The sequence below is a fragment of the uncultured Pontibacter sp. genome (genome assembly GCF_947499215.1).
Taxonomy (GTDB): domain Bacteria; phylum Bacteroidota; class Bacteroidia; order Cytophagales; family Hymenobacteraceae; genus Pontibacter.
Map to the genome: position 1 here is coordinate 300,624 of NZ_CANMNI010000002.1, position 26,425 is coordinate 327,048.

Annotated in this window: 28 protein-coding genes; 22 read left to right on the forward strand and 6 right to left on the reverse strand. The window is 50.3% G+C overall.

What is annotated here, in order from left to right; translation table 11 throughout:
- The first annotated feature begins 26 nt into the window (after positions 1 to 26).
- The 8 genes from Q1A04_RS09250 (at position 27) to Q1A04_RS09285 (ending at position 5,623) form a co-directional block, all read left to right on the forward strand.
- Positions 27 to 719, forward strand: a complete 693-nt coding sequence (locus Q1A04_RS09250) for an RluA family pseudouridine synthase (RefSeq protein ID WP_299704396.1) — start codon at positions 27 to 29, stop codon at positions 717 to 719.
- A 165-nt stretch (positions 720 to 884) separates the two neighbouring features.
- On the forward strand, positions 885 to 1,646 hold the full coding sequence (locus Q1A04_RS09255; RefSeq protein WP_299704399.1) for an acyl-CoA desaturase: 762 nt from the start codon (positions 885 to 887) through the stop codon (positions 1,644 to 1,646).
- 124 nt (positions 1,647 to 1,770) lie between these two features.
- Positions 1,771 to 2,313 carry a hypothetical protein gene (locus Q1A04_RS09260; protein WP_299704402.1) on the forward strand — a complete coding sequence of 181 codons (543 nt, stop codon included), beginning with the start codon at positions 1,771 to 1,773 and terminating at the stop codon, positions 2,311 to 2,313.
- A gap of 236 nt (positions 2,314 to 2,549) precedes the next feature.
- Positions 2,550 to 3,095 (forward strand): 30S ribosomal protein S16, encoded by a 546-nt coding sequence (locus Q1A04_RS09265; RefSeq protein ID WP_299704404.1) that lies wholly within the window; start codon positions 2,550 to 2,552, stop codon positions 3,093 to 3,095.
- Positions 3,096 to 3,107: 12 nt separating this feature from the next.
- A complete protein-coding gene (rimM, locus tag Q1A04_RS09270; RefSeq protein ID WP_299704407.1) occupies positions 3,108 to 3,671 on the forward strand; it encodes a ribosome maturation factor RimM in 564 nt (187 codons plus the stop codon).
- Positions 3,672 to 3,682: 11 nt separating this feature from the next.
- Entirely contained in the window at positions 3,683 to 4,360 is a 678-nt protein-coding gene (gene trmD / locus Q1A04_RS09275; RefSeq protein WP_299704409.1) for a tRNA (guanosine(37)-N1)-methyltransferase TrmD, read from the forward strand.
- A 164-nt stretch (positions 4,361 to 4,524) separates the two neighbouring features.
- Positions 4,525 to 4,878 (forward strand): 50S ribosomal protein L19, encoded by a 354-nt coding sequence (gene rplS / locus Q1A04_RS09280; RefSeq protein ID WP_007657440.1) that lies wholly within the window; start codon positions 4,525 to 4,527, stop codon positions 4,876 to 4,878.
- A 157-nt stretch (positions 4,879 to 5,035) separates the two neighbouring features.
- Positions 5,036 to 5,623, forward strand: coding sequence for an inorganic diphosphatase (locus Q1A04_RS09285; protein ID WP_299704415.1), 588 nt, complete (start codon positions 5,036 to 5,038; stop codon positions 5,621 to 5,623).
- A 75-nt stretch (positions 5,624 to 5,698) separates the two neighbouring features.
- Here the strand turns inward: Q1A04_RS09285 and Q1A04_RS09290 are convergent, their stop codons facing one another.
- A complete protein-coding gene (locus Q1A04_RS09290) occupies positions 5,699 to 6,403 on the reverse strand; it encodes a DNA repair ATPase (protein WP_299704418.1) in 705 nt (234 codons plus the stop codon).
- Between the two features lie 218 nt (positions 6,404 to 6,621).
- Between Q1A04_RS09290 and Q1A04_RS09295 the strand changes: the two genes are divergently transcribed.
- From Q1A04_RS09295 to Q1A04_RS09305, 3 genes are all read left to right on the forward strand, one after another.
- The gene (locus Q1A04_RS09295) at positions 6,622 to 7,029 is read left to right on the forward strand and encodes a 6-carboxytetrahydropterin synthase (RefSeq protein WP_299704421.1); all 408 of its coding nucleotides are present in this window, start codon (positions 6,622 to 6,624) and stop codon (positions 7,027 to 7,029) included.
- Positions 7,022 to 7,687 carry a GTP cyclohydrolase I FolE gene (folE, locus tag Q1A04_RS09300; RefSeq protein ID WP_299706973.1) on the forward strand — a complete coding sequence of 222 codons (666 nt, stop codon included), beginning with the start codon at positions 7,022 to 7,024 and terminating at the stop codon, positions 7,685 to 7,687. Before Q1A04_RS09295 ends, folE begins: the two co-directional genes overlap by 8 nt.
- Before the next feature lie 121 nt (positions 7,688 to 7,808).
- A complete protein-coding gene (locus Q1A04_RS09305; RefSeq protein WP_299704423.1) occupies positions 7,809 to 8,726 on the forward strand; it encodes a TIGR01777 family oxidoreductase in 918 nt (305 codons plus the stop codon).
- Positions 8,727 to 8,798: 72 nt separating this feature from the next.
- Here the strand turns inward: Q1A04_RS09305 and Q1A04_RS09310 are convergent, their stop codons facing one another.
- Positions 8,799 to 11,138, reverse strand: coding sequence for a transglycosylase domain-containing protein (locus tag Q1A04_RS09310; RefSeq protein ID WP_299704425.1), 2,340 nt, complete (start codon positions 11,136 to 11,138; stop codon positions 8,799 to 8,801).
- A 183-nt stretch (positions 11,139 to 11,321) separates the two neighbouring features.
- On the opposite strand from Q1A04_RS09310, the gene Q1A04_RS09315 reads away from it, so the two are divergent.
- The 5 genes from Q1A04_RS09315 (at position 11,322) to Q1A04_RS09335 (ending at position 14,649) form a co-directional block, all read left to right on the forward strand.
- Positions 11,322 to 11,831 (forward strand): hypothetical protein, encoded by a 510-nt coding sequence (locus Q1A04_RS09315; protein WP_299704427.1) that lies wholly within the window; start codon positions 11,322 to 11,324, stop codon positions 11,829 to 11,831.
- 25 nt (positions 11,832 to 11,856) lie between these two features.
- A complete protein-coding gene (locus Q1A04_RS09320) occupies positions 11,857 to 12,318 on the forward strand; it encodes a YciI family protein (RefSeq protein ID WP_299704430.1) in 462 nt (153 codons plus the stop codon).
- A gap of 51 nt (positions 12,319 to 12,369) precedes the next feature.
- Positions 12,370 to 13,188 carry a class I SAM-dependent methyltransferase gene (locus Q1A04_RS09325; RefSeq protein ID WP_299704433.1) on the forward strand — a complete coding sequence of 273 codons (819 nt, stop codon included), beginning with the start codon at positions 12,370 to 12,372 and terminating at the stop codon, positions 13,186 to 13,188.
- Positions 13,189 to 13,200: 12 nt separating this feature from the next.
- Positions 13,201 to 14,106 carry a UbiA family prenyltransferase gene (locus Q1A04_RS09330; protein ID WP_299704435.1) on the forward strand — a complete coding sequence of 302 codons (906 nt, stop codon included), beginning with the start codon at positions 13,201 to 13,203 and terminating at the stop codon, positions 14,104 to 14,106.
- A gap of 69 nt (positions 14,107 to 14,175) precedes the next feature.
- Complete coding sequence (locus Q1A04_RS09335; RefSeq protein ID WP_299704438.1) at positions 14,176 to 14,649, forward strand: hypothetical protein; 474 nt, start codon at positions 14,176 to 14,178, stop codon at positions 14,647 to 14,649.
- Positions 14,650 to 14,877: 228 nt separating this feature from the next.
- Here Q1A04_RS09335 and rho read toward each other — a convergent pair whose 3' ends face one another.
- A complete protein-coding gene (gene rho, locus Q1A04_RS09340) occupies positions 14,878 to 16,683 on the reverse strand; it encodes a transcription termination factor Rho (protein ID WP_299704441.1) in 1,806 nt (601 codons plus the stop codon).
- A gap of 282 nt (positions 16,684 to 16,965) precedes the next feature.
- On the opposite strand from rho, the gene serS reads away from it, so the two are divergent.
- Positions 16,966 to 18,240: a serine--tRNA ligase gene (serS, locus tag Q1A04_RS09345; RefSeq protein ID WP_299704444.1), complete on the forward strand. Its 1,275-nt coding sequence runs from the start codon at positions 16,966 to 16,968 to the stop codon at positions 18,238 to 18,240.
- Positions 18,241 to 18,428: 188 nt separating this feature from the next.
- Here serS and Q1A04_RS09350 read toward each other — a convergent pair whose 3' ends face one another.
- Positions 18,429 to 18,839: a hypothetical protein gene (locus tag Q1A04_RS09350; RefSeq protein ID WP_299704448.1), complete on the reverse strand. Its 411-nt coding sequence runs from the start codon at positions 18,837 to 18,839 to the stop codon at positions 18,429 to 18,431.
- 124 nt (positions 18,840 to 18,963) lie between these two features.
- Here Q1A04_RS09350 and Q1A04_RS09355 point away from each other — a divergent pair, with 124 nt between their 5' ends.
- Complete coding sequence (locus tag Q1A04_RS09355) at positions 18,964 to 19,908, forward strand: TraB/GumN family protein (RefSeq protein ID WP_299704451.1); 945 nt, start codon at positions 18,964 to 18,966, stop codon at positions 19,906 to 19,908.
- Positions 19,909 to 20,041: 133 nt separating this feature from the next.
- Here Q1A04_RS09355 and Q1A04_RS09360 read toward each other — a convergent pair whose 3' ends face one another.
- Both Q1A04_RS09360 and polX read right to left on the reverse strand, forming a co-directional pair.
- Positions 20,042 to 21,037 (reverse strand): glycosyltransferase family 9 protein, encoded by a 996-nt coding sequence (locus tag Q1A04_RS09360; protein WP_299704454.1) that lies wholly within the window; start codon positions 21,035 to 21,037, stop codon positions 20,042 to 20,044.
- Positions 21,038 to 21,040: 3 nt separating this feature from the next.
- Positions 21,041 to 22,744: a DNA polymerase/3'-5' exonuclease PolX gene (polX, locus tag Q1A04_RS09365; RefSeq protein ID WP_299704457.1), complete on the reverse strand. Its 1,704-nt coding sequence runs from the start codon at positions 22,742 to 22,744 to the stop codon at positions 21,041 to 21,043.
- Positions 22,745 to 23,045: 301 nt separating this feature from the next.
- On the opposite strand from polX, the gene Q1A04_RS09370 reads away from it, so the two are divergent.
- From Q1A04_RS09370 to pyrR, 4 genes are all read left to right on the forward strand, one after another.
- A complete protein-coding gene (locus Q1A04_RS09370; RefSeq protein ID WP_299704460.1) occupies positions 23,046 to 23,444 on the forward strand; it encodes a hypothetical protein in 399 nt (132 codons plus the stop codon).
- Positions 23,445 to 23,700: 256 nt separating this feature from the next.
- Positions 23,701 to 24,105 (forward strand): EVE domain-containing protein, encoded by a 405-nt coding sequence (locus Q1A04_RS09375; RefSeq protein ID WP_299704463.1) that lies wholly within the window; start codon positions 23,701 to 23,703, stop codon positions 24,103 to 24,105.
- A gap of 106 nt (positions 24,106 to 24,211) precedes the next feature.
- Positions 24,212 to 25,690, forward strand: a complete 1,479-nt coding sequence (locus Q1A04_RS09380; RefSeq protein WP_299704465.1) for a hypothetical protein — start codon at positions 24,212 to 24,214, stop codon at positions 25,688 to 25,690.
- Between the two features lie 186 nt (positions 25,691 to 25,876).
- Positions 25,877 to 26,425, forward strand: a complete 549-nt coding sequence (pyrR, locus tag Q1A04_RS09385) for a bifunctional pyr operon transcriptional regulator/uracil phosphoribosyltransferase PyrR (protein ID WP_299704468.1) — start codon at positions 25,877 to 25,879, stop codon at positions 26,423 to 26,425.

Below are 26,425 nucleotides of genomic sequence, written 5' to 3' on the forward strand. Positions count from 1 at the left end.
ATTATAAACTACTCATTCAAAAGCCCATGGCTTTTCTAGATGTTCTTTTTGAGGATAACCATGTGCTGGTGGTCAATAAACCGGCCGGTTTGCTGGTGCATGGCGACGAGACGGGTGACGTGTGCCTAGCCGATCTGGCAAAGGAGTACATCAAAGAGAAGTATAACAAACCGGGCAATGTGTTTATCGGGGTGGTGCATCGTCTCGACCGGCCGGTGAGTGGCGTGGTGCTACTGGCCAAAACCTCCAAAGCCCTTAGCCGCCTCAACGAGCTTTTCCGGAGCAAAAAAACCATCAAGACGTATTGGGCTGTTGTGTTGAACAAACCCACCGTGGAGCAACAAACGCTCGTGCATTGGCTCATCAAAGACAGCAGCCGCAACGTGACCACCGCCTACGCCCGCGAAAACAGTAAAGGTCTCCGCTCTGAGCTCAGCTACCGCCTCATAGCACAGCACAACAAGCACTACTTGCTTGAGGTGAACCCCGTAACAGGCCGTCCGCACCAGATACGGGTGCAGCTAGCCTCTATGCATTGCCCCATTGCAGGCGACCTCAGGTATGGCGCCGGCAATCCGTTGCCCGATAAAAGCATTGCGCTGCATGCCCGCAGCCTGCAATTTGAGCACCCCACTCTCAAAACCATGGTAACGGTGAGCGCTCCACTTCCCTCCGCCCCCATCTGGAAGCCATTTAAATCGAATGATTATTCTTATTAATCATTATTTATTCCCAAAATTGATATTTATCATCTTTCTGAACTTTTATACCTGATTTTATTATTTCTATAGAATCACATTGTAATTTTGCAAAGGCTTGGCGCCTGCACAGGCTGACATTATACTATACTCTGTTATTAGAAACTTTAACATACTAATTGCTTAATGGCTATACTCATTTTCTTCGTACTGCACTGGTACCTTTCTCTGTTCGTGCAGACATTCTTCCTGCACCGCTATGCAGCCCACAAGATGTTCACCATGAGCCCTTTCTGGGAGAAGGCTTTTTATCTACTAACGTACATTGCGCAAGGCTCCTCCTTCCTGTCGCCACGTGCTTATGCCATTTTACACCGCATGCATCACGCTTTTTCTGATACGGAGCGTGACCCGCATTCACCGCACTACTCCAACAATGCTTTCACGATGATGTGGAAGACCAAAAATATTTACAACGACGTGCTCAACCACCGCGTGGAGCCAGAGCGTCGTTTTGATGGCGACTACCCACTGTGGCCGGCTCTTGAGAAGATCGGGGATTCGAAAGTTTCCCGTATTGGCTGGGGTGTAGCTTATGTGCTGTTCTACATCGCCTTCGCCACCCAGTGGTGGATGTTCCTGTTGTTGCCGCTTCACTTCCTGATGGGCCCGGTACACGGCGCGATCGTAAACTGGAGCGGACACAAGTATGGCTACCAGAACTTCGACAACAACGACAAGTCGCGCAACTCGCTTTTCTTCGACTTCCTGACAGGCGGTGAGCTGTTCCAGAACAACCACCACAAACTGCCTAACCGCGTGAACTTCGGCGTGAAGTGGTGGGAAGTAGACCCAACCTGGCCTGTCATCTGGACGCTGGACAAGCTGAGCATCATCAAGCTGAAGCCCGTGAAAGTAAAAGCTGCCCGCAACAAAGTAGGCGCTTAATAATTCAAGACATAAAGGAAAGCCCTTCGGAAACGGAGGGCTTTTTTTTGTGTGGTAAAAATTATAGAATTGTATTTTTTGTCAAATAATTAATTATTTTTATCCAATATATTCACACACACCTATGAGAACAACATCTACAATTACAACTTCACCCAAAAGCACTATACTGAGTTTGCTTTTGATGCTGCTCATTATCCCGCTGTGCTTTTCTTGCAAAAAAGAGCCAGTTGAAGAACCACTCATGCAATATCATTTTATTGAATTTGTAGACGCCTCAGGCAAAAATCTTTTAGAAAGCGGCGAGATATCAACTTCTGACTTCAAGCTAATCTCTGGCGACTTTGTCTACACTTGGGATGAGATACTGGCTGAGAAGAAGCGCGATGCTACTTCAATTTCTGAAACTCTCCCCCATAACTATGAACATGTTGATATTCTTAACGAAATGTTCAGTAATGATAATTTGCTTTTAGAAGCCTCACAAGGCAACTTAGGAGGGTTTGGACCACGAGAGAAAATATTCTCTCTAAATGGAGTAAATCACACGTTCACGTATTCGTCCAAAGAAGGCTTCTACCAGAACGGCAAGAAGCTGTCAACCACAACAGATGTAATTGATAAAGGCTATATATTCCTGCACCACATAGTACTGGAGGATTATTAAGAACCGAGTTTGATAAAACTGCTAGAAAGCCCTCCTTTACGGGAGGGCTTTCTTATTTGGCAGCACTTATACTTGTCAGAGTATGCAAGGTGGTAACAGACTGCAGGAACTATACCGCCCGCCCACACCTGCAAATCAATTTTCAAAAATCTTGCATTAATCGGCACAAAATCATTACCTTTGCGGTTCTAAAAACTGGCGGACGGGTTTCGCCGACTTTAAATTTTATATAAAAAATGGCTGTTAAAATCAGACTGGCCCGCAGAGGCCGCAAAAAAGCCGCTATCTACGATATCGTAGTAGCTGATGCTCGCTCACCACGTGATGGTAAGTTCATCGAGAAACTGGGTACTTACAACCCAAACACTAACCCTGCGTCTATCGACTTCAGCGAGGAGAAGGCGTTCCAGTGGTTAATGAATGGTGCTCAGCCAACTGACACTGTGAAAGCGATGCTTTCTTACAGAGGTATTCTGTACAAGAAGCACCTGCAGATCGGTGTTGTAAAAGGCGCTATCTCTCAGGAAACAGCTGACGCTCGTTTCGAAGAGTGGAAGAAAGAGAAAGATGCTAAGATCGAAAGCAAGCGTACTACCCTTGGCTCTGAGAAAGATGCGAAGCGTAAGGCTGCTCTTGATGCTGAAACGAAAGTGAAAGAAGCTCGTGCAGAGGCTATCCGTCAGCGTGAGGCTGCCAAGCTTGCTCCTGAGCCAACTGCTGAAGCTGAAGAAGCTCCTGAGGCACCAGCTGCTGAAGGCGAGTCTACTGAAGAACAAGCATAAATTACATCAGCCATGCACATTGATGACTGCTTCCTGTTAGGTCACATCGTCAAGACCCATGGCATCAAGGGACAAGTGGTTGCGTTTTTCGACGTAGACTACCCCGAAGATTATGATGATCTGGAATCAGTCTTTCTTGAACAACAAGGAAGGCTGATTCCTTTTTTTATTGACAAGATGGAGCCCGTGCAGAAAGGCCGTTTTATTATCCACTTCGAGGATATCAAGACGATCGAGCAAGCCGAGAAGCTTCGCAATGTCAGCCTATACCTGCCGCTTGACGAGCTCCCGGAGCTGGAAGAAGGGCAGTTCTATTTCCATGAGGTGATCGGTTACCAAGTGGTGGACCAGAACCACGGTCCGCTTGGCACCGTGAAAGACTTTTACGACATGCCGCAGCAACAGCTGATGGCCATGGAGTACAACGGGCAAGAAATGCTTGTACCTGTGCTGGATGAAGTGTTTGTACGCGCCGACCACGAAGCCAAGGTACTGCATGTAAATCTGCCTGAAGGCCTGCTGGAGGTATACACCCAGCCCGGCACCCCTGACGACGCCGACGACCGCGACGAGTAGCCCCAATTATCATGCGATTTGACATCATCAGTTGCCAGCCCGACCTGCTGGACAGTCCTTTTAGCCATTCCATCGTTAAGAGAGCACAGCAAAAAGGTCTGGTTGAAATCCACATCCACGACCTTCGTAAGTACGCCATCAACAAGCATGGCCAGATTGACGATTACGCCTTTGGAGGTGGAGCCGGTATGGTGATGATGATCGAGCCAATAGACAGGATTCTTTCGGACCTTAAAGCTGAACGGGACTACGATGCCGTGATCTACATGACGCCTGACGGGCAGACGCTCAACCAGAAAATAGTCAACCAGTTCTCGCTTCTCCGCAACGTGATCATCCTGTGCGGTCATTACAAAGGCGTGGACGAGCGTGTGCGACAGCATTACGTGACCCATGAGATTAGCATAGGCGACTATGTACTTTCCGGCGGCGAGTTGGGAGCAGCTGTACTAGCTGATGCCATTATCCGGATCATACCGGGCGTGCTCAACGACGAGTCATCGGCCCTGACTGATTCTTTTCAGGATGGACTGCTGGCACCGCCGGTCTATACCCGCCCTGCAGACTATAAAGGTATGACAGTGCCGGATATCTTGCTTTCTGGAGATGGCCCTAAGATAGAGCAGTGGCGCTTTGAGCAGGCTATTGAGCGCACTAAACAGCGCCGACCTGATCTGCTGAATGACTAATACAAGAGTAGTCAAAAAGGTGCAAGGAGCACTTCTATTGCGCTTTTGATAAGTAAGTTTCAAAAACTTACATTTTTTTTCTGCAAAAATATTTATGTAAAAAATAATTACATATCTTTGCAGTCCGAATTTTGAAGAAGATATTTAGCTTTAACAACATAGCCATGAGCGAATTACTTAAATTTATCGAGCAGGAATCTACAGACAAGCGCGCCTCTTTCCCGACTTTCCAGTCTGGCGATACCATCAACATCCACGTGAAAATCCGTGAGGGTAACAAGGAGCGTATCCAGCAGTTCCAAGGCGTTGTTATTCAGCGCAAGAACGTTAACACAAACGGTGAGACTTTCACTGTAAGAAAAGTGTCTAACCAGATTGGTCTGGAGCGTATTTTCCCACTGCTTTCTCCATCTATTGAGAAAATCGAGCTTGTAAGAAAAGGCCGTGTTAGAAGAGCTAGACTATACTATCTGAGAGGCCTGCAGGGTAAAGCTGCACGTATCAAGGAAAGAAGATAATTGAAGAACCTGTTTTCATAAGTTTTCCATAGTTTTAGTAAAAAAGGAGCTGTTCTAACCGAACGGCTCCTTTTTTTGTGCCTATACCTGTCGAATCTGCAAGGGCTTCAGCAAGGCTTCTTATATTTGCAACTATACCTAGCCCGTAACTCTTCAGATGACTACACGCTTACGCTATACCTTGCTACTGTTACAGTTTGTGTTGTTGACCTCCTGCCAGACAGACTATGCTGGCCTTCCCACTTATAATGGCAAGAAGCAATTGCAGGCTGTGATTGAAGTGCCGGCCGGCAGCGCCACCAAGCTGCACTATAACCGACAGACCAGAAAATTTGAGGCAGAGCAACAGGCCGGTCAGGATCGCGTGGTCAACTTCCTACCCTACCCTGCCAACTTCGGCTTTATACCTTCCACAGAAATCAATGCCCAGAAAAAGCCACTAGAAGTAGTTGTGCTATCCGGAAGCGTGGAAGCAGGCACCGTGCTGGAGGTAATTCCAGTGGGCGTATTGCAGCTGGAAACGAACGGCGAACTCGACCATAAGATTATAGCCGTGCCGGCTCGTCCTAGCGAACGCACAGTCAACGTCTCCGATTATAACAGCTTCACGGCAGATTACCCGGCGGTAAAATCCATCCTGCAGCAATGGTTTGTATATCACAACCAAACTGCCAAGAGCAAGTTTGTAGGCTGGCGCAACGAACAGTTTGCCGAGCAGGAAATACAGCGCTGGATGAGGTTATAGCGCGCATCGCCTCTAAAACAGAAAAGCCTCCGGTCAGGAGGCTTTTCTGTTTTAGCAGGTATAAGAAGCTATACCTTATTTGATATCGCGTAGCTTGGCTCTCACCTCCTCCACTGCCCGCTCCATAGCTTGCACCTGCTGTCGGCTGGCCTCCTGCTGCCTGGCGTTTAGCTCTACGTTCTGCTCTAGTTGTCGCAGTTCATCGGCATTGCGCACTAGTTCCGCCTCCAGCTCTTGTTTGCGTTTTTTGTTTTTCTCTATACTTAGCTGCAAATCGTTGGCTTGCTTTACGACCCGATCCTGCTCCTTCTTGGTGTCGCGCAGTACGTTCTCGGCTTCGTTTATCTGTAGCAGCACGTCTTCTTGGTAGAGTTTTTTCCCGAAATCTTCCATAAACCGCTCAGCGGCGGCATAAACCTCCGGTGTGGCGTTCTTGTCAGCATAGGCTGTTCCCAGATCCAGAGCCCACCACACATAACTGCCAGTAGCATGTGTTCCCACGGTAGAGATCACTCGCATCGGATCTTTGCTGATCTTCTTTAGCTTCGCCTCCTCAACCGTATACACTCCCTTGGAGTGCTTCACCTTACCAGCCTCCTGAGACAAATGGTCCTTCCATATTTTCTCCACAAACTTGGGGTCTAGCTGCACGCTCAGTTGCTGTCCGCTGCGTTTCACGCCGCTTACCACCTGCTCGCTTTCCTCTACGCGCATTACCTGCGCACTCGCCATACCCGACACCAGCAGCATGGCCGCTACCAATAAACCTTTTACTCGCATACTATACTTAGAAATTATTTTGACAGGAACATCCGTATACCTACGAAAATAGGGATTCTATAGCATAATACAGATATATAAAGGATATTAATTTACCGCCTAAATGGTTTGGGTTTGGGGGCTGCGACGCTTACCTTTGTAGGTTTATAGCCATGTCAGTCCTAAAATGATTTTAATCGCACCCGAACAATAGCACAGGCCTGTTTGTTGGAGACACAATGAAAGTAACTATCTGCAGAAAAGAGCATTTTAACGCCGCCCACCGTTTGCACAATCCGGCTTGGAGCGACAAGCAGAATGCGGCTGTTTTCGGACTGTGCAACAACCCCAACTACCACGGGCACAACTACCAACTCATCGTAAAGCTTACCGGTCAGGTGAATGAGGATACCGGCTACGTGTACGACATGAAGAAGCTCAGCACGTTGGTGAAGCAGGAAGTGATCGATCGGTTTGACCACAAGAACCTGAACCTCGACACCGAAGCGTTCAGGCAATTGAACCCGACGGCTGAGAACATCGCCACTGTGATTTGGGAGCTTCTGCGGGAGAAAATAAGCAAGGACTATGATTTAGCTGTAACGCTTTATGAAACTGAACGAAACTTTGTTGAATATAATGGATAACCAGGACTTGGGCCACGAAGCGGAAGAGATGGACGACCACATGATGAGCTCGCTGGAAACGCCGCTGCGCCCAGACGCATTTGACCTTTCTGACGCGGAGAAGATCGTGATCATCGAAAGGCACTTCCGAGAGATTATGCACACCATGGGCCTCGACCTGACAGATGACAGCCTGAAGGGCACTCCCCTGCGCGTTGCCAAAATGTATGTGCAGGAGATTTTCAGTGGTCTCCATCCCGAGAATAAACCGGTTATCCGCCGTTTCGAGAACAAGTACAAGTATAACCAGATGCTGGTGGAGCGTGATATCACCGTGTACTCTTCCTGCGAACACCACTTCGTGCCGATTATCGGCAAGGCACATGTGGCCTATATGCCGAATGAGCATGTGATCGGGCTCTCCAAGCTCAACCGCATTGTACACTACTACGCCCGCCGCCCGCAGGTGCAGGAGCGCATGACCATGCAGATCGCCAATGAACTGAAGGAGGCCCTCAGAACAGAGAACGTAGCCGTGCTGATTGAGGCAGACCACCTGTGCGTGATGAGCCGCGGCGTGAATGATGTGAGCAGCAGCACGATCACAGCGGAATACTCCGGCTTGTTTGAGCAGGAGCAGTATCGCAACGAGTTCCTGAGCCACATTCGCAAGAAATAATTCATACCCTTACTGAAAACTGTACCTGCCAGTCCCGGTTTTATAAAGAAAGGCAACAATACGGTAGCACAAACACGTATAGGTATATTCCTATATAAATAGTTTTATACTAGAAATCGTTATGGCTGGTAAAATACTCATTTCAGGCGGCTCTGGCCTGATTGGCACAAGGCTTTCTGAAATGCTGATTGATCAGGGCTATGAAGTGGCACACCTTTCCAGAAACCCGGACAAGTTCTCGCATTATAAGACCTTCCGCTGGGATATAAAAGACGCTTCTATCGATGACAGCGCCATCACCTACGCCGACTATATTATTCATTTGGCAGGAGCGGGACTGGCAGACGAGAAGTGGACCAACGAGCGCAAGCGGGAGATTCTGCGCAGCCGCGTAGACAGCACGCAGCTGTTGCTAGACAGCCTTCGCAAGACCGAACATCACGTAAAAGGTTTTATTTCGGCTTCCGCCACCGGGATATACGGTAACTCCGGCGACCAGCTCATGTCTGAGGAAAGCAGCTATGGCGAAGACTTTATGGCGGAGGTATGCAAGGCTTGGGAAGGCGCTGCTTGGCAGATCAAGAACTTGGGTATACGCACTGTTATTTTGCGCACGGGTATAGCCTTGAGCGACAAAGGCGGTGCTTTGCCTCAAATTGCCCGTCCCGTCAAGATGATGGCCGGCGCCCCACTCGGGAGCGGCAAGCAGTACATGTCTTGGATCCACATCGACGATTTGTGCCGCCTTTACATCCGGGCCATAGAGGACACCCAGTTTGAAGGCGTGTACAATGCCGTGGCCCCACACCCTGTTACCAACAAAGAGTTTACCGAAACACTGGCCAAATCCATGCACAGGCCGCTGGTATTGCCCAAGGTGCCATCCTTTGCCCTAAACCTAATGCTGGGCGAAATGAGCGAGGTGGTGCTGTCAGGTCAGCGCGTGAGTGCCAACAAAGTAATGCAAACAGGCTTCACCTTCGAATACAACTATTTGGACGAGGCGCTAGCGTCGTTTTACAAGAAGGATAAGAATTGATTTCAATTTCAGATCAAGCAGAGGGGCCAGCTAGAATTAGCTGGCCCCTCTGCTTTAGGATGCGGCTATACCTTAAAACGTATCCGTCAGGTCCAGTATGTCGAAGTCAAAGTCGAGCACAGTAGAGTCTGGTTCAGCTTTTGGCAGCACGGTAGTGCAGTTATACTTCTTGCTGATCTTAACGGTCGGTTTCGGGAAGCGGCCCATGGTAAAGCCCAGCTCTTTGTCTTGGTAAAGGCGCTCCATGTAAAGCCCATAGACTGGCAGCGCAGTTTTGGAGCCTTCGCCCAACTGTGAGGTTCGGAAGTGGATACTGCGGTCCTCGCCGCCAACCCAAACACCCGTTACGAGGTCTTTTGTCACGCCCATGAACCAGCCATCAGAGTGGTTGGAGGTGGTACCGGTCTTGCCGCCTATCTCGTTGCCTTTCCAGAGGTCGTACTCCCACAGTGCCTGTGAGGTACCGCCCGGCTCCTCCATACCACCTTTGAGCATGTGCATCATCAGAAAGGCGGTTTCTTCTTTGAGCACCTTCTTCTGCTCCGGCACAAACTGCTCAATCAGGTTGCCGTTGCGGTCTTCGATGCGGGTAATGAACATCGGATTGGTATGGAAGCCGTGGTTTGGAAAAGTACTGTAAGCGCCCACCATCTCGTATACCGACACGTCGCTTGGCCCTAGACCAATGGAAGGCACCTTGTCTAGCGGACTGCTGATGCCGAGCCTGTGCGCATAGTCCACCACCGTCTCCCAGCCAACCAGTTCCGTGAGCTGTGCCGTCACAGAGTTCACAGATTTGCCCATGGCACGGCGCAATGTCATCGGGGCGCCAGTGTACTCCCAGTCGGCATTGTTGGGCGACCAGCTCTTCTTCTCCCCTTTTTCTACATAGTTGATGGTAATGCGGGTATCCACTATCTTGTCACAAGGCGAGTAGCCATTGTCAATGGCAGCCACATATACGAAGGGCTTAAAGGTAGAGCCCGGCTGGCGTCGTGCCTGTTTCACGTGGTCGTACTTAAAGTACTTGTAGTTAATACCGCCCACCCAAGCTTTGATCTCACCGGAGAAGGGGTCCATGGTCATCATACCGCCGTGCAGAAAGCGCTTATAGTAGCGCAACGAGTCCAGCGGCGACATGGTCATCTTCTTCTCACGCGCGTCATTCTCCCAAGTAAATACCATCATCTCACGCGGCGTGTTCAACTCTTTGTTAATCGCGGCCACATTATCACCGTGCTTTTTCTTGAGGCGCCGGTAGTAGTCGGTGCGTTTGATGGTTTCTTCAATGAAGCCCGGAATCTCGCGGTTCTTCTCATCCACCCATGGGTTCTTACCCTGCCAGTGGTTGTCAAAGCGGCGCTGCAAGGTACGCATCTGCTGCTCCATGGCGGCTTCGGCATGGGCCTGTATGCGCGAGTCGATGGTGGTGTATACCTTCAGGCCGTCGCGGTATAGGTCGTAGCCGTTCTGCTTGCACCACTCTTTCATAAAGTCGGCCACAGCGCCCCGGAAGTAGGTTGCCGGTCCGTCGTAATGGTTTTCTACCTTGTACTCCAGCTCCAACGGCAACTGGCTCAGCGAGTCTGCCTCGGCCTGCGTGAGGAAGTCATACTTGGCCATCTGGCCCAGCACCGTGTTACGGCGGCGGGTGGAATTCTCCGGGTTAAAGCGAGGGCTGTAGTAAGTCGGCGCCTTCAGCAAACCCACCAGCACGGCGGCCTGTTCCGTCTTTAGACTATCCGGTGAGGTGTTGAAGAAAGTTTTGGAGGCCACCTGTATACCGAAGGAGTTACTGCCGAAGTCCACCGTGTTAAGGTACATGGCCAGAATCTCCTCCTTGGTATAGCGCTGCTCCAGCTTGATGGCCGTAAGCCACTCTTTGGTTTTGGAAATGATTATGTTCAGAGCCGGAATGTGCCCCAGCACACCTTTCGAATCATCGGTTCGGGTCTTGTAGAGGTTTTTGGCCAGCTGCTGTGTGATCGTGCTGCCTCCTCGGCTCTCACCGCGCAGGTTGTCGTACACGGCACCGAAAATAGCAGCAGGGTCTATACCTGAATGCTCATAAAAACGAATGTCTTCCGTGGCAACCAGTGCCTTGATAAGCGTAGGCGACATTTGCTTGTAGCTGACCGGACTGCGGTTTTCGCGGAAGTACTTGCCAATCAGGTTGCCGTCGGCAGTATACAACTCCGAGGCTTGGTCGCTGCGCGGGTTCTCCAGTCGGTCGAGGCTTGGGGAGGACCCGAAGAGGTAGAAGAAGTTATACTCCACGCTCACGAGGTAACCCGTCACCACCATCAGTCCCAACAGGAACAGCTTCCACGTAAAGCCAATGATACTTCCGTATACCGACTTCCTTTTCTGGACAGGTTCTTTTACTTTCTCTTTTTCTTGCTCTTGCAGCATGTTTGTCTTCTCAGGGCGGAGGGCCCTTTATTTCAAGTCCGCTTCTCTCTAAACTACTGCAAATATACCTTTTGTGTACAAATACTTTCTGAGAAACGCATAAAACTTAGCCAGCGGTATACATTAGCTGTCATAACTTTGGTGCTGGCTGGTTATCTTTGCCTTGAATTACCCGATACACCCATGCAACAGCCATTACAGGCAGCTTTCGAGAAGATAAAAGGCCTGCCGCTCACCAAAACCACCCGCAACGAACTAGTGCAGTACTTCCACTTTGGTAAAACCAGCTATACTACCTCGCAAGGACTTATACTGGATGTAGGTGCCTATACACTCGCCGTGAACTGCCCGTGGACCTTCGAGTTGTCCAAAGGCGAGACCATTAAGCACAGTGAAGTCTTTATGCGCAAGCGCGAGCCCGGCCTACCATCGCCCAAGTTCGACTGGAAAATACCGGGCGCCAACCTACGCGACCAGCGCCTGCAAGGTGTAGTTATCAGTAGTCAGGCATTGGCTATTGAAAGTGTGGAGATAAAAGACGCCTACGGTGTGGCGTTGACATTCGTGAACGGCGACCGCCTTGTGCTGGCGCCAGACCTCGGCAAACCGCAGGAGGAGTATTGGCAGCTGTTCAGCAACACCGGTGATAATTTCAGCATCGGTGCCGGGGCAGCGGGTATTGTGCAGAAGTAGCAGGAAATTCTATACCTTTATCACCATGAAAAAACTGCTTCAAACCACAGGTATAGCCTTGGCTCTAGGTCTTTGCTTCAACTTGAATACGCAAGCCCAGTCCAAAGCCAAGCCGGCTGCTAAGAAAGCCCCTGCTACCAAAGCGCAGGCAGCGCCTAAGCAGCAAGAGCTAACCGACATGAGCCAGATGAAGACCTATTACATGGCGCTGCTTAAAAAAGGTCCTTACCAGCCTACCGACACCGCCGAGGTGAACAGCATACAGCGCGGACACATGGCACACATCCGTAAGATGGCCGCAGATGGTAAACTGGTCATGGCTGGGCCTTTCCTAGACAATGGCGACCTGCGTGGCATCTTCATATTTGACGTGGCCACCTTGGAGGAAGCTCAAGCCCTGACCCAAGCCGACCCTGCTGTGAAAGCCGGCAAACTGATCATGGAGCTGCACCCTTGGATGAGCCAGCGCGGCACCACCCTCCCCTAGTAACTTTTAAATGACCGGGGCAGTATGCGATGATAACAAACGCTGCCTCCCTTGAACATACGCCTGCAACTTTTCGAGTTCGAAGACCAGCCTTGGTTTCCGCACATCTTCCGGCAGGGCATGCTCGACTTCCTGCGCTTCATGATCTCGAAACTGGGCGCCTATGGCCCTGCCATACCTTTGCTGGAGGAACTGCTACGCCGTAGCGGACAGACGCACTTCACAGATCTCTGTTCTGGTGCGGGTGGCGGCATAGAAGGTATACGCGAGGCTTTGAGTAAGCGCATGGGTGAACCCGTAGAAGTCACTCTCACTGATTTATACCCCAACATCGGCGCTTATGAGTACTTGCAAACCCAATCCGACGGCCTGATCGATTTTATAGCTTCTCCAGTCGACGCTACCAAAGTGCCACCACAGATACAGGGTGTGCGTACTATTTTCTCCTCTTTCCACCATTTCCGTCCGCGGCAAGCGGTAGCCATTCTGCAGGACGCCGCAGACAAGCAGGCACCCATCGGCATATTTGAGGGCAGCGGCAAAAGCTGGCTGGAACTAGTGTTCTTTCTGCTTACTTTCCCTATTATTATTCTGGTCGTAACACCTTTTATCAGGCCGTTCAAACTCAGTCGTCTGTTTTTCACGTACCTTATACCTGTTATTCCGTTGGGTATACTTTGGGACGGAGCCGTATCTCTTTTTAGGATTTACAACCCGCAAATGCTGCAGCAGCTCGTGGCACAGGTACACACACCACCCGGCTACACGTGGCGCAGCGGTAAAGTAGGCAGCGGACTGGGGAAGCAGGTCATTTATTTGGTGGGGTATCCGGATACAGTAAGCAGAAACCAGTATACAATTAACAGATAAAAACGAGCTAGCTTGAGACCAGTCACTATACCTGTGAGCCAAAAGTACAGCAGCGCACTCACGCTCATGCGGATTCCGTTTTCGGTCTACCTGATGCCTGTCTTTTGGTTTGCATTGAGCGTGGCGGATGGCTATACCTTACTGCGTGCCGCAGGGGTTTTTCTAATTCTGCACTTGCTCTTGTACCCTGCCAGCAACGGGTATAACTCCTACCACGACCGCGACGAGGGAAGCATTGGAGGCTTGAAGCGACCTCCGCAGGTCACCCAAGAGCTTTTCCATCTGGTATTGCTGTTCGATGTGATGGCCGTGCTGACAAGCTTTTTTCTGTCTCCCCTGTTTGCCCTCCTAGTGGCGTTATACCTTCTGGTTTCGAAGGCTTATAGCGACAAAACCATCCGCCTCAAAAAGTACCCAATCATTAGCACGCTGGTGGTCACGGTTTTTCAGGGTGGGTTCACGTTTTTGATGGTGCAGGTAGGCGCCGGTCTGGACCTGCAGCGAGTATTGCAATTCCCGAACATGTGGTTCGCTTTAGTGAGTACGCTTTTCCTCTGTGGCTCCTACCCGCTTACTCAAATTTATCAGCACCAAGAAGACAGCCAGCGGGGCGACAAAACACTAAGCTTGATGCTAGGTATACGCGGGACCTTTCTATTTGCAGGTATGAGTCTGGCCCTTGGCGCAGCGCTTTTGATCGGACTATACCTAGCCATTGGCCAATTTCTGAACGTGCTCATCTTTTTGCTTTGCACCGCTCCTATTTCCCTCTTTTTTGGGCGTTGGGTGATCAAGTCATGGCGTAAACCAGAGGAAGTTAACTATGAGAATACCATGCGCATGAACAAAATATCCTCACTTTGCATCAGTCTTGCTTTCATCCTCATGCTTGCCCTACGCACTGTTTTCACCTCCTAAAAAGCCAAGAAGCTGCAACGCTAAAACTACATAGCCGGATTTCGTATAACACCCAAAAACCGAAATGCCATGAAACTCCTCTACGCCGTTATTGGTGGCTTGGCCGCTACCGCCGCCATGACCGCCTTCCTGTACCTGCTCTCCCTGTTCACGCATCGTGTTATGAAGGTGATAAAAATCCTCGGCACTATGCTCACCAACCGAACCCATCCAGACGGCTCCTTGTCTGATGCGGTCAGCACGAAGGTATACGGTACGGTGGCCAACTATTTAGTCGGGATTATATTTGCGCTCTTCTACATCGCGCTGTGGCATTCTGGGGTTGGGCTGATTAACGCTTCGTGGGGCTTCCTGTTCGGATTGGCACACGGACTGACGGCGATGTTTATATGGTATCTTTTCTTCTTAGTACACCCCCGTCCACCCCTAATCGCACTGCGCACCTATCTGGTCACGCTCATCTTTGCACATATCGTCTATGGCATCGTGCTAACCTATACCGTGTACCTGCTCGCTCACCCTGAGTATTCGTTTTGGAGTTGAGTTAAATGGTTGATTGCCGATTATTAATTGTTGCTGTGCATGATTTCAAATGATTTGGTTTGCCCCTTTTCTATGGTGAAGGCTGTACTAAACCATTAGATTCTTAATACTTAGTTAATCGGCAACTAACAATTCAACCATCAAGCAATTTGACCCTCAAGCAATAAAAAAACCGGCCCCACCACTTTGCAGCAATGGGGCCGGTTTTATATGGTTGAAGGTTTACCCTTATCCGTTCATCGAGATCAGGAACTCTTCGTTACTCTTCGTTCCTACCATTCTGTCTTTCAGGAATTCCATGGCTTCCACAGAGTTCATATCAGACATGAATTTGCGCAGTATCCAGATACGGTTGAGCTCGTCTCTGTCCATGAGCAGGTCCTCGCGGCGGGTACCTGAAGCAGGCACGTCGATAGCCGGGTAGATTCTGCGGTTGGCCAGTTTGCGGTCCAGCTGCAGTTCCATGTTACCGGTACCTTTAAATTCTTCGAAGATCACCTCGTCCATCTTAGAACCAGTATCGATCAGGGCTGTGGCGATGATGGTCAGGGAACCACCGTTCTCCACGTTACGGGCCGCACCGAAGAAACGCTTCGGCTTGTGCAGTGCGTTGGCATCCACACCACCTGAGAGAATCTTGCCAGAAGAAGGCACCACGGTATTGTAAGCACGGGCCAGACGTGTGATAGAGTCCAACAGAATGACCACATCGTGACCGCACTCTACCATACGCTTGGCTTTGTCCAGCACAATGCTCGACACCTTCACGTGGCGATCGGCTGTTTCGTCAAACGTAGAAGAAATTACCTCTGCTCTCACGCTGCGGGCCATGTCAGTTACTTCTTCCGGACGTTCGTCGATCAATAGAATCATCAGGTATACCTCCGGGTGGTTTTCAGAGATGGCGTTGGCGATCTCTTTCAGCAATACGGTTTTACCTGTCTTTGGCTGCGCCACGATCATACCACGCTGACCTTTACCAATTGGGGCAAAAAGGTCAAGGATACGCGTCGAAAGCATGCTTGGCTTAGTGGTCAGTTTCAAACGCTCTTCCGGGAAAAGCGGTGTGAGGTGTTGGAAAGGTATGCGGTCACGAATCTCTTCTGTCGTGCGGCCGTTTACTGTCTCCACTTTTAATAGGGCAAAATACTTCTCGCCTTCCTTCGGCGGACGGATCTGGCCTTTCACGGTATCACCGGTCTTCAAACCGAAAAGTTTGATCTGCGATGGCGATACATATATATCATCCGGAGAAGCTAAATAGTTGTAGTGCGTAGAGCGAAGGAAGCCATAGCCATCCTGCATCAGTTCCAACACACCTTCATTTAGGATTATTCCGTCAAATTCTCTAAAATTATTGCTACTCGCAGCCGCTTGCTGCTGTCCACGACGCTGAAAATTGTCACCACCACGGTTCTGATCGCTGCGTGCGTCGCTGCGGTTGCCAACCTCCGGGCGAGACTCTCTTGGCTCGTTGCGTTGCTCTCTCGGCTCTGGACGGTTATCCGTTCTTTCAGTTCGTTCAGGGCGCTGCTGCTCTATTCGCTCAGGTCTTTCGGCACGCGTGTCTGCGCGATCAGCGCGCTCTACACGCTGCTCGTGGCGTTGTTCACGTGGGGCACTACCATCACCGCGGTTATCACGACGCACAGGTGCGCGCTCGCGCTGTGTGCTTTGCGGACCATGATCTTTGGCTGGCGCAGCTTGTTGCACTAAAGTTGGGGCGGCTTGTTCGCGGCGTGCAGCTTCACGCGCTGGTTTTCTCTCTGCTGGTGCGGCTTCAGCAACTGGGGCCTGCTCTTCAATCTTAGTAATTGTGTTTTCAGTAGCTTCGGTTTCGTCAGTAGCGGCAGGACGAGGGGAGGATTTTACTTTTTTCGGTAATTTTTCGGGAGGGGTAACTGCTTGTTGATCAAGGATTTTGTAGACTAGGTCTTGCTTGCTCAATTTCTTGAAATTCTTAACGCCTAGGTCCTCCGCAATTTCCTTGAGTTCTGAAAGAAGCCGATCTTTCAATTCTTCAATTTTATACATAAATATGGTGTGGTAGTTAAATTAACATGCTAGGCACGCTTGTGCGAACGCAGCGAGAGCTTCAATTATAATTCGGAAAATGAATGAATGCGATAGAGTTTTTGTGAGGCACAGGAAAGGGCCTTCCATAAATTGCACTGCAATGTTATTGTAATGCTTATTAATTAACAAATATTAGCGGAGTTTTTGTTGAAAATGTTTCAGATTTTCCTTAAAAGATTTCGTAAATGCCGCATACAACCTAAAAAAGTATATTTTTGCAGCACTACATAACCCCAAACTATGCTACAGCTAAACGTTTTAAGAGAGCAGACAGACCTGGTAGTGGCTGGATTGAACAAGAAAAACTACAAAAACGCAGCCCAAGAAGTTGCCGCCATTGTAGAGTTGGACCAGCAGCGCCGGCAGATACAGAGTACGCACGACGAACTACAGGCCCGGGCCAATGCCATTTCCAAAGAGATCGGTATACTGATGAAAAGCGGCGACCGTGAAAAGGCGGAGGCGTCCAAAGCAGAGACATCAGAGCTGAAGCAGCAGACCAAATCGCTGGCTGACCAGCTTTCTGCCATCGAGGAGCAAATACAACAAGCACTATACAAGTTGCCTAACCTTCCGCACACAAGTGTTCCTGAAGGTAGAACAGCGGAAGACAACGAAGTAGTTCTCCAGCACGGTGAAATTCCGCAATTGCACGAGGGAGCACAACCGCATTGGGAGCTTATTCAGAAGTACGACATCATCGACTTTGAGCTTGGCAACAAGATTTCTGGCGCCGGTTTTCCTGTGTATAAGAAGCAGGGAGCCCGCCTGCAGCGTGCGCTGATCAACTTCTTCTTAGACGAGGCCATGAAAGCCGGTTACATGGAAGTGCAGCCGCCTATTTTGGTAAACGAAGCTTCTGGCTACGGCACAGGCCAGCTACCTGACAAGGATGGCCAGATGTACCATGCCAAAGAGGATAACCTATACCTGATCCCGACGGCCGAGGTGCCGATCACCAATATTTACCGTGACGTGATTGTGCCGGTGGAGCAGCTTCCGATCAAGAACGCGGGCCATACCCCGTGCTTTAGAAGAGAAGCGGGTTCATGGGGTGCCGATGTGCGCGGCCTCAACCGTTTGCACCAGTTCGATAAGGTAGAGATCGTGCAGATCACCCTGCCGGAGAAGTCTTATGAGGCGCTGGAGGAGATGAGCAGCTACATCCAAGGCCTGCTGCAGAAACTGGAGCTGCCCTACCGGGTGCTGCGTCTTTGCGGCGGTGACATGGGCTTCACCTCTGCCCTGACCTACGATATGGAAGTATACTCTACTGCCCAGAATCGCTGGCTGGAGGTAAGCTCCGCCTCTAACTTTGAGACCTACCAGTCTAACCGCCTGAAGCTGCGCTACAAAACAGAGTCTGGCAAAACACAGCTGCTACACACCCTAAACGGTAGTGCTTTGGCCCTGCCGCGCATTGTAGCTGCCATCTTAGAGAACAACCAGACTCCAGACGGCATCAACATGCCGAAGGTGCTGCACCCATACCTTGGGTTTGAGAAGATTGGTTAGGATTTGAAAATGTCTATACCTAATTAAACAAAAGCGCCACTGAGTAATTTCAGTGGCGCTTTTTTGGATGCATACCTTGGGTTATAACAATGTCACGTGTATGTCGATATAGAAGACAGGTAAGGAGAGAGAACGTATTCTTTTTGCATCTCCACATCTTCTAATTTCTAAATTTTCAAATCCAAAAATCAACCAAACTGCTCCAGAAATTGCTGGTAGTGGTTCTTTAGCTTGTACTTTTTCAGCGTCTCATTTTTGGCTTTGGTTATATCTGCTTCAGTCAGTTCCTGCTGCTCTAGCAGTTTTCGCAGTGGCTTTTGTTCCTCATCCACAGCAGCGTTCAGCGTGATGCGCTCATAGGCTATTAGAAACTCTTTTGACAGGGCCAGTTTGTTCTTTTGCACCAACACAAAGCCCACTGACACCAGTTTCTCCAAACCCTGCTCCAGCTCCTGCAGCGACAGCACGGTCCCGTCCAAGGCGTCGCCCATTAGTAGCACATCCTGCAGCGTGGCACCGCCTTCACCGCCTGTGGCCAGCAAGAGGGCATCGAGCAATTGCTCATCGGCAGGTTGCCAAGTCAGATTCATTTTGGACATCTCGATCAATTTTATGAATAATTAAGCCATCCGATTCGGATACATCAGCCGAAGGGCGTATTTTGCATACAAAAATAGCCTATCCTGTCCAATCTTAAACATCCTTTACCACAACTTATCAGCAATGTCTTTCAAAAACAAAATTACTTGGCTCTACTTGTTTCTATTTGCCCTGCTACTACACCCAACATTAGGTGAGGCGCAGAAGGTAAAGTCGAAGCCGGCTAAAACAGTTAAAACACAACCTACCACATCTGCTAAAGCGCTTTTGTGGGAGATTAGCGGTAATGGGTTAAAACAGCCCTCATACCTGTATGGCACTTACCACCTGCTTAACGATAGCTACCTGAACTCAGTACCGGAGGTGAAGGAGCAATTTAATAAGAGCAAAGCCGTCGTGATCGAGACAGAGATCGACTCCGCTAAAATGATGTTGCTAGGTGCGAAAATGATCATGCCGGACAACAAACTATCAGCACTGCTGAACCCGGAGGACTTTGCACTGGTGGGTCAAGAGGTGAAGCAGGCCTTTGGATTTGACTTGGCCATGGCAGACCAGATGAAGCCGATGACCATCCTACTGATGCTCTCCCTGACAGAGTACCAGAAAATGGAAGTGCTAAAACAGTACAAGGGCCAGCCACTTGACGGCTTCTTTGCTGACCAAGGCCGCAAAGACGGAAAGAAAATCCATACGCTCGAAACCATGGAGCAGCAGTTTGACCTGCTCTACAGTCACCACCCGCTCGATAAGCAGGCGGAGCAGCTGGTGGCCTACGTAAAGAACAAGGACAAAGCCTTGGAGATATCCGACCGCTTGGTTGAGCTGTACTTTAACAAAGACCTGCCTGCTATGTGGACCATATCAGAAGAGTACAATGAACTGACAGGTGGTGGCGATATGAGCTACATGGTGGATGACCGCAACATCGACTGGATGACCAAGCTCCCCGCCATAATGAAAGAGCAGGCCACTTTCGTAGCTGTCGGCGCCCTGCACTTACCCGGCGAGAACGGCCTGCTTCAGCTGTTGCAAAAAGCCGGTTATACTGTAAAGCCACTGCAGTAGCAGAAAGCGAGGTATAGGTACAGCTATACCTGAAACAGCATCGCCCGCGCAAGTTTATACCTGTGCGGGCGATGCTGTTTTTAGTTTAGACTGACTTTCTGGAAGCTAAAGATCCTGCTTTATACCTCACATCTTAGGATCTGAATTCGAGCCTTTCTAATGCGTTGAAATCAATATCCCGCATGCACTTGAAATGTCCTTTAGGGCATTTACTATACCCTATCTTGGAGCAGGGGCGACAGCTGAGTCCGTTTACCTCCAGCACCTTATACCTCGTCCGGAACGGGTACATGCCAAACTCCGGAATGGTGTTGCCCCAAACGCTGATGATGTCTTTCTGAAAGGCCGCCGCGATGTGCATCAGGCCCGTATCGTGACTCACCACCTGCTCCGCCTGCCGTACCAGTGAGGCCGAACCGGCTAGGCTATACCTCCCGCAGGCATTGAGGATGATTGTTGATTGTTTATTGCTGATTGTTGTTTCCTCGAAATGGGTGGCGATCTCCTCTCCTACTGCGGCATCTTCTTTTCCCCCTAGCAGGATGATCGGGCGCTGCAGCTTCTCGCACAGTTCAATGATGCGCTCTTTGGGCAGACGCTTGGTATAGTGCTGCGCCCCAATCGCAAAAGCCACATAACCCTGCTGAAACGGCTGCGGCAAGGTATGCGGGTCTACTTCATCCTGAGCAGGTATAAAATAGTCCAGTCCTTTGCCATCGTCGACTATACCCAATGGGGCGGCGGCGAGGTAGCGGTCTACAATATGTTGGTCGGGCAGGCGATTCACCTTGAGGTTTACCATCAGCCACTTTTCGTAGTTCAGCTTATCAAAGCTTCGGGACGGTTTGCCGAGGCGCAGTTTGATGATGCGGGTGCGCAGGTTGTTGTGCAGGTCCACCACATAGTCAAAGTTCTCGGCCTTTAGCTGCTGTACTAGTTCGCCTAAACTGCCGCTGAGCACATGCACCTTGTCCACGTAGGGGTTCGGCTCCAGTATACCTTTAAAGGCCTGCTTGGTACAGTAATGCACCTCCGCACCCGGCACCTGCTGCTTGATGCAACGGATAACGGGTGTGGTCAGCACAATGTCGCCGATAGAGGAAAAACGGAGGATGAGTATTTTAGGCATTCGCTACTTGATCTTCTCTTTCCGCGACTTAAAATAGGCAGCCACTTCGTCCGCTGATTTTGTGTTGAATGTCATCTCCTTGGTCAGTCCTCCTTTGCGCCCCACCAGCACGCCATAGCGCATGTCGTCGTAGCCGCTGGTATGGTGCGCATCCGGGTTAATGCTTAGCATCACGCCCTTTTCCAGCGCGTATTGCACCCAGCGCCAGTCCAAATCGAGTCGCCACGGATTGGAGTTGATTTCGATGATGACATTGTTGGCGGCGCAGGCGTCAATCACCGCTTTGTGGTTGATCGGGTAGCCCTCGCGGCGCAGCAGCAGACGGCCGGTCGGGTGGCCCAGCATAGTCGTGTAAGGGTTCTCGATGGCGGTAATCAAACGGTCGGTGGCCTTTTTTTCATCCATACCCAAGTTACTGTGAATCGAGGCCACGATAAAGTCAAACGTCTTCAGGATGTCCTCTTCATAATCCAGTGAACCGTCGCCCAAGATGTCCGACTCTATACCTTTAAAAATTTTAAAAGGAGCCAGTTTCTGGTTGAGCTCGTCGATCTCTTTCTGCTGCCGCAGCACATCACCCTCACGCAAGCCGCCGGCGTAGGCAGCGGTCTTGGAGTGGTCGGATATACCTAGGTATTGGTAACCCATGTCGCGGCAGTACGTGGCCATCTGCTCTAGGGTATGGGCGCCGTCCGAATAGGTGCTGTGGTTGTGGAGTATACCTTTCAGGTCGGTAAGTTCCAGCAGCTTCGGCAGCTTATTTTCCATGGCCAACTGCAGTTCATTCGTTCCTTCCCGCAATTCCGGCACCACATAGGCCATACCTGCTGAGGCATAAATATCCTCTTCTGATTCGTGGCTGCTTTCGCGGGCCACGGTCAGCATGGTTTTGCCGGCTGCGAACACCTGCGTGAGGTGCGCCGGGGAAGCCGACCGGATAAAGAGCTCGTTCTGGAAGCTGTCATCACTGGCAAAGCGAATCTCCGTGTTCACGCCGCTGACCGTATGCTTGCCGCGCCATACCATTGGCCCTGAAGTCAATTCATCCTGCTGCAGTACTTCCATGCGGTTAAGTATGGCTTCGGCATCCACAGGGTTCTCAGTGCCCACTACCAGTTCCAGCTTTTCCACAATTTCTTGGCAGCGGCGCACATCGCCTGCCAGCGCCACTTTGGCATCAGGTAGGACTTGTTGCACCTGTTCCAGCAAAGTAAGGGCAGCGGGTTCGGCTTCGGCAAACAGCAGCTTGCCGCGGTTCTGTTGGGTAAAGAGCAAGGCTTGGCGGATGTTCTCCTGTGTCTTGGCACCAAAGCCTTTCAGCTTGCTTACTTTGTCCTGCTCGCAAGCATCCAGCAGTTCCTCTACGGTCTCGGTGCCCAGCTCTCGCCAGAGGGTGCGCACTTTTTTCGGGCCGATGCCTTTTATGCGCAGCATTTCCACCACGCCCGGAGGCGTTACTGAAAGCAGCTGGTCCAGTTCCGCAAAAGAACCCGTTTCCTCTATCTCTATAATGCGGGCGGCTATGCTCTTGCCCACACCGGTTATACCTTCCAGTTCCGCTTGGCTTTTCAGCGCCAAAGGCTCCTCTACCAGTTCAAGCGCCGCGGCCCCGTTCACATAAGAGCGCACCTTAAAAGGGTTTTCGTCGTGCAGCTCCATGAGCTCTGCCGCCAGCTTAAACAGCTTTATGATTTTCTTATTTTCCAAGTCAGTATCGCGTTGAGGTAAGCTTAAACTCCTTTTAGGTGATGGGAATTATCCAGTAGCTGCACATATCATTACGCTATGAATTAACATACACGTGATGCAGGCTTCTTTCCAGACAGTCCGTAACACCAATCAGGAAGTGTTAAAAATGCTCTGAATACAAAGATAGAAAAAGCACGCATACCTTGCCCATCCGGGTTGGGCGCTCATTTATATGCAAGGGTTTCTATATAAACTAGGAATTGCCTATCTTAGCCTTAATTTATGGCCGCTGTTATGCAGGCGGCACAACCAAAAACCTATGAAATACGCTTCGCTGTTATGCGTCCTGTGCCTGCTCTTGCTGGCCAACACTTGCCGGAAAAAAGCGGAGGCCGAACTACTCGGCCAGACGTGGTTGCATTCCTATGAGGAAGATCAAGATGAACTGCTCGTTTACCGGCCCAACAGCTATGACTTCCCTCCGTCCAGAGGCCGTACCGGCTTTGTGTTGGAGCCCGAGGGGGTAGCCAAACAGTATGTGATCGCACCTGCCGATGGCTTGGAAGAACATGTCGGCATCTGGGAATACAAAGACAAAAACACGGTGCTGGTGCACATACAGGGCAACGGCCATCCCGAGCAGCGCTATACCATGGAAGTCGTGTCGCTGAAAGACAGCGTGCTGAAAGTGCGGATCACGCCAGATGTAGAAGAATAAAAGTGCTTCACCTTTATGCATACCGAAAGGCATGGCTAGTCCGTCTGAAAAAATCTCGCTCAAGAATCGTTTGATTATTTATGCCATCTTGCTATCTATTGCGGCAATACTGATCCTGACTGACACTGCCGCAGGCTTTTTCAAAGGTTTTGCAGGAGGTCTTTTGATAGCTGTGCTTATTGGCGAATCGGCTTTATACCTGAGAAGACGAAATGTGAAATAAGATTTATAAATTTAGTTTACCTATACCTGACACATGCAATACTGGTTAGTGAAATCAGAACCTGAGGCCTACTCTTGGGCCAGATTTGTAAAAGAGGGTCGTGCCTGCTGGGACGGCGTGCGCAACTACCAAGCCCGCAACAACTTGCAGCAGATGCAACCCGGCGACCTAGTGCTGTTTTACCATTCTGTTTCCGAGAAAGCCATCGTGGGTATGGCCAAGGTGGATAAAGCCGCCTACCCCGACCCTACCGCTGACGATGCCAAGTGGGTGGCGGTGGACCTAGTGCCCGTACGCGATTTCAGAGATCCTGTCACGCTGGACCAGATCAAGAAGGACCCACGCTTAGAGAACATTTCCCTGCTGCGCCAGTCGCGCCTGTCGGTGATGCCGCTCAAAGCAGAGGAGTTTGACGTGCTGCTCGCCTTAGGCAACTAGCTTGGGCTGGCAGCTCCTCATAGGCACAACGTTACTTTACAAAAAGAGTAAAAAGCAATTGTACGCCTTACACTTTTCTACCATCCGGTAGTCCAAACTCGGTAACATGCCATACCTGCGTTTTCTGTTAAGCTGTCTTACTCTGGTAGTATCTGCCCCGCTTTTGGCGCAGGAACCGCAACAGCCTGTGCGCTTGGAGCTAACCTACGACCCAGAGACCAGCTACATTGAACCCATGGCGCTCCCCGACAGCAGCTTATTGGTGTACATCCGGAAGTCGGATATATGGCTGCGCGACCCGAGCTACACCTTGGAGAAGTATAACGCACAGCTGGAACTCGTGTGGAGTGCCAAACTGGACCTCAAGGCAGAGTACAGACTAGTGCGCCACTACAACGAGGCGCCGTTCACACACCTTATCTTTCAGGCAGCCGATCTAGAGCAGTATACCTTTGTCCGCATCCATACTGGCAACGGTAAACTGGCACAAAGCGAGATAGAACTCGAAAAAGCGGAGTTTATTCATGAGTTCAATGTACTGCGAGGCAAATACTTCATCATTGCCGGCAACCGCACGGACTTAAAGCCCAACCTGCTTTACCTTGATCCCGAAAATCCAAAGCCCGTTATACTACCATCCATTTATGGAATCGAGTCCTCGTTTTCAGATCTGCTCACAGACGACACCCAAGGCAGGGTGGATGTGGTACTAACCGAGGGCAAAGGACGTATCTCCCGTTTGCAGGTAAAGAGCTTTGATCATAGGGGGAAGCTCCTCCATAACCACTTTATACTGCAGCCCGACAATCGCAGCCTCCTGAACGCCGAAATAACACCCGGCGACACGCTCTCGCGTTTGCTGGTTGGCAACTACGGTATGCGCGACCTACGCTATTCACAGGGCTTTTTTACGGCGCCTGTTGTTTCGCAAATTGCCAGCGGAGAGTTTTACTCCTTTTTGGATCTGCAGAACTTCTTCAAATACATGAAGCCCCGCCGAGAGGAACGCACCCGAAAGCGAGAGTATGCCCGCGTAGCGGAAGGCAAAGAACCCAGTTACCGCTACCGTCTGCTTCTGCACGATCTAGTTGTGACTCCTTATGGCTATGTGTTGGCCGCTGAGGTATACTATCCTCAGTATCAAAGCAACACCTCTTACTTTGAGCGACACATACGGGGGGCAGGGCGAAACGCACAGATTTATAAGCGCACACATGCCGTGGCGCTCGGATTTGACAGAGATGGCATTCTACTCTGGGACAATACCTTTCCAATACCAGATATTGTGACATCAGACCTCGTGCATGCCATAGAGATAGCCTGCCTGCCTGATGGGCGCTTTGTAATGGCCTACCCAGAACGGGAAAAAATTTACTATGGCTTGATGGAAGGGAACAAACCCATCGAGGAAGACACCTACCTTGAGCTAATGCCCTATGAGGAAGACGAAAAAATAACAAGCACGGACTACCCCGGTCTCATCAGCTGGTATGGTCCACACTTCGCAGCGTTTGGTTACCAGCGCATCCGCAATCCCAAAGGCCCCAACCGCACGGTATATTACATCACCAAGATCTCTTTTTGATTGTTGGATGGTTAGTTGGCCCAACTGTTAATCGGTTCAGAGGAAGGTGATACTTGTAAAAATCTGAGCAAGTGACTTATAGTTGAGGTATAAGCACACCAGCGATTTAACCATTCGACAATTAAACAATTAAACCATTCAGCAATTCAACCGAACTCTCTATATTTGCAACCAAGACCTCCGGCCATGCAGAAAAGACTCATTGTAAACCACCACTTGCTTGAGATCATGGTGATGCGCCTTTGCCACCAGCTCATCGAGAACCACGGCGACTTTTCTGATTCCGTTATCATCGGGCTGCAGCCTCGGGGCCGACAGGTGGCTCAGCGCCTGCAAAGCACGTTGGCCTCTATCTTGGGCACAAACGTACCAACCGGCTACCTCGACACCACCTTTCACCGCGACGACTTCAGACGAAGGGAAACCCCGTTGGCAGCTAATGCCACGCATATCGACTTTCTGATCGAAGGCAAAAAGGTAATCTTGGTGGATGATGTGCTATATACCGGTCGCTCAGTCAGGGCCGCCATGGATGCCATGATCTCCTTCGGACGACCGGCCAACGTGGAACTTCTGGTGCTGGTGGACCGCCTCTACAGTCGCCATTTGCCTATAGAACCGACCTATGTGGGTCGGCGCGTCAACTCCCTGCAATCGCAACGGGTGCTGGTAGAGTGGAAAGGCCCGGAGACACAGGAAGACAATATCTGGTTAGTAACCAAAAACGAAGAATAA

Bases quoted from the DNA above. Each gene is read 5' to 3' on its own strand.
- Q1A04_RS09380 (WP_299704465.1), top strand. From the start codon at position 24,212: ATGCCATACCTGCGTTTTCTGTTAAGCTGTCTTACTCTGGTAGTATCT.
- Q1A04_RS09320 (WP_299704430.1), top strand. From the start codon at position 11,857: ATGAAAAAACTGCTTCAAACCACAGGTATAGCCTTGGCTCTAGGTCTT.
- rimM (WP_299704407.1), top strand. From the start codon at position 3,108: ATGCACATTGATGACTGCTTCCTGTTAGGTCACATCGTCAAGACCCAT.
- Q1A04_RS09360 (WP_299704454.1), bottom strand. From the start codon at position 21,037: ATGCCTAAAATACTCATCCTCCGTTTTTCCTCTATCGGCGACATTGTG.
- Q1A04_RS09285 (WP_299704415.1), top strand. From the start codon at position 5,036: ATGACTACACGCTTACGCTATACCTTGCTACTGTTACAGTTTGTGTTG.
- rplS (WP_007657440.1), top strand. From the start codon at position 4,525: ATGAGCGAATTACTTAAATTTATCGAGCAGGAATCTACAGACAAGCGC.
- rho (WP_299704441.1), bottom strand. From the start codon at position 16,683: ATGTATAAAATTGAAGAATTGAAAGATCGGCTTCTTTCAGAACTCAAG.
- Q1A04_RS09290 (WP_299704418.1), bottom strand. From the start codon at position 6,403: ATGCGAGTAAAAGGTTTATTGGTAGCGGCCATGCTGCTGGTGTCGGGT.
- Q1A04_RS09255 (WP_299704399.1), top strand. From the start codon at position 885: ATGGCTATACTCATTTTCTTCGTACTGCACTGGTACCTTTCTCTGTTC.
- Q1A04_RS09305 (WP_299704423.1), top strand. From the start codon at position 7,809: ATGGCTGGTAAAATACTCATTTCAGGCGGCTCTGGCCTGATTGGCACA.
- Q1A04_RS09260 (WP_299704402.1), top strand. From the start codon at position 1,771: ATGAGAACAACATCTACAATTACAACTTCACCCAAAAGCACTATACTG.
- pyrR (WP_299704468.1), top strand. From the start codon at position 25,877: ATGCAGAAAAGACTCATTGTAAACCACCACTTGCTTGAGATCATGGTG.
- Q1A04_RS09310 (WP_299704425.1), bottom strand. From the start codon at position 11,138: ATGCTGCAAGAGCAAGAAAAAGAGAAAGTAAAAGAACCTGTCCAGAAA.
- Q1A04_RS09370 (WP_299704460.1), top strand. From the start codon at position 23,046: ATGAAATACGCTTCGCTGTTATGCGTCCTGTGCCTGCTCTTGCTGGCC.
- Q1A04_RS09315 (WP_299704427.1), top strand. From the start codon at position 11,322: ATGCAACAGCCATTACAGGCAGCTTTCGAGAAGATAAAAGGCCTGCCG.
- folE (WP_299706973.1), top strand. From the start codon at position 7,022: ATGGATAACCAGGACTTGGGCCACGAAGCGGAAGAGATGGACGACCAC.
- Q1A04_RS09250 (WP_299704396.1), top strand. From the start codon at position 27: ATGGCTTTTCTAGATGTTCTTTTTGAGGATAACCATGTGCTGGTGGTC.
- trmD (WP_299704409.1), top strand. From the start codon at position 3,683: ATGCGATTTGACATCATCAGTTGCCAGCCCGACCTGCTGGACAGTCCT.
- Q1A04_RS09295 (WP_299704421.1), top strand. From the start codon at position 6,622: ATGAAAGTAACTATCTGCAGAAAAGAGCATTTTAACGCCGCCCACCGT.
- Q1A04_RS09375 (WP_299704463.1), top strand. From the start codon at position 23,701: ATGCAATACTGGTTAGTGAAATCAGAACCTGAGGCCTACTCTTGGGCC.
- Q1A04_RS09265 (WP_299704404.1), top strand. From the start codon at position 2,550: ATGGCTGTTAAAATCAGACTGGCCCGCAGAGGCCGCAAAAAAGCCGCT.
- Q1A04_RS09335 (WP_299704438.1), top strand. From the start codon at position 14,176: ATGAAACTCCTCTACGCCGTTATTGGTGGCTTGGCCGCTACCGCCGCC.
- serS (WP_299704444.1), top strand. From the start codon at position 16,966: ATGCTACAGCTAAACGTTTTAAGAGAGCAGACAGACCTGGTAGTGGCT.
- Q1A04_RS09355 (WP_299704451.1), top strand. From the start codon at position 18,964: ATGTCTTTCAAAAACAAAATTACTTGGCTCTACTTGTTTCTATTTGCC.
- Q1A04_RS09350 (WP_299704448.1), bottom strand. From the start codon at position 18,839: ATGTCCAAAATGAATCTGACTTGGCAACCTGCCGATGAGCAATTGCTC.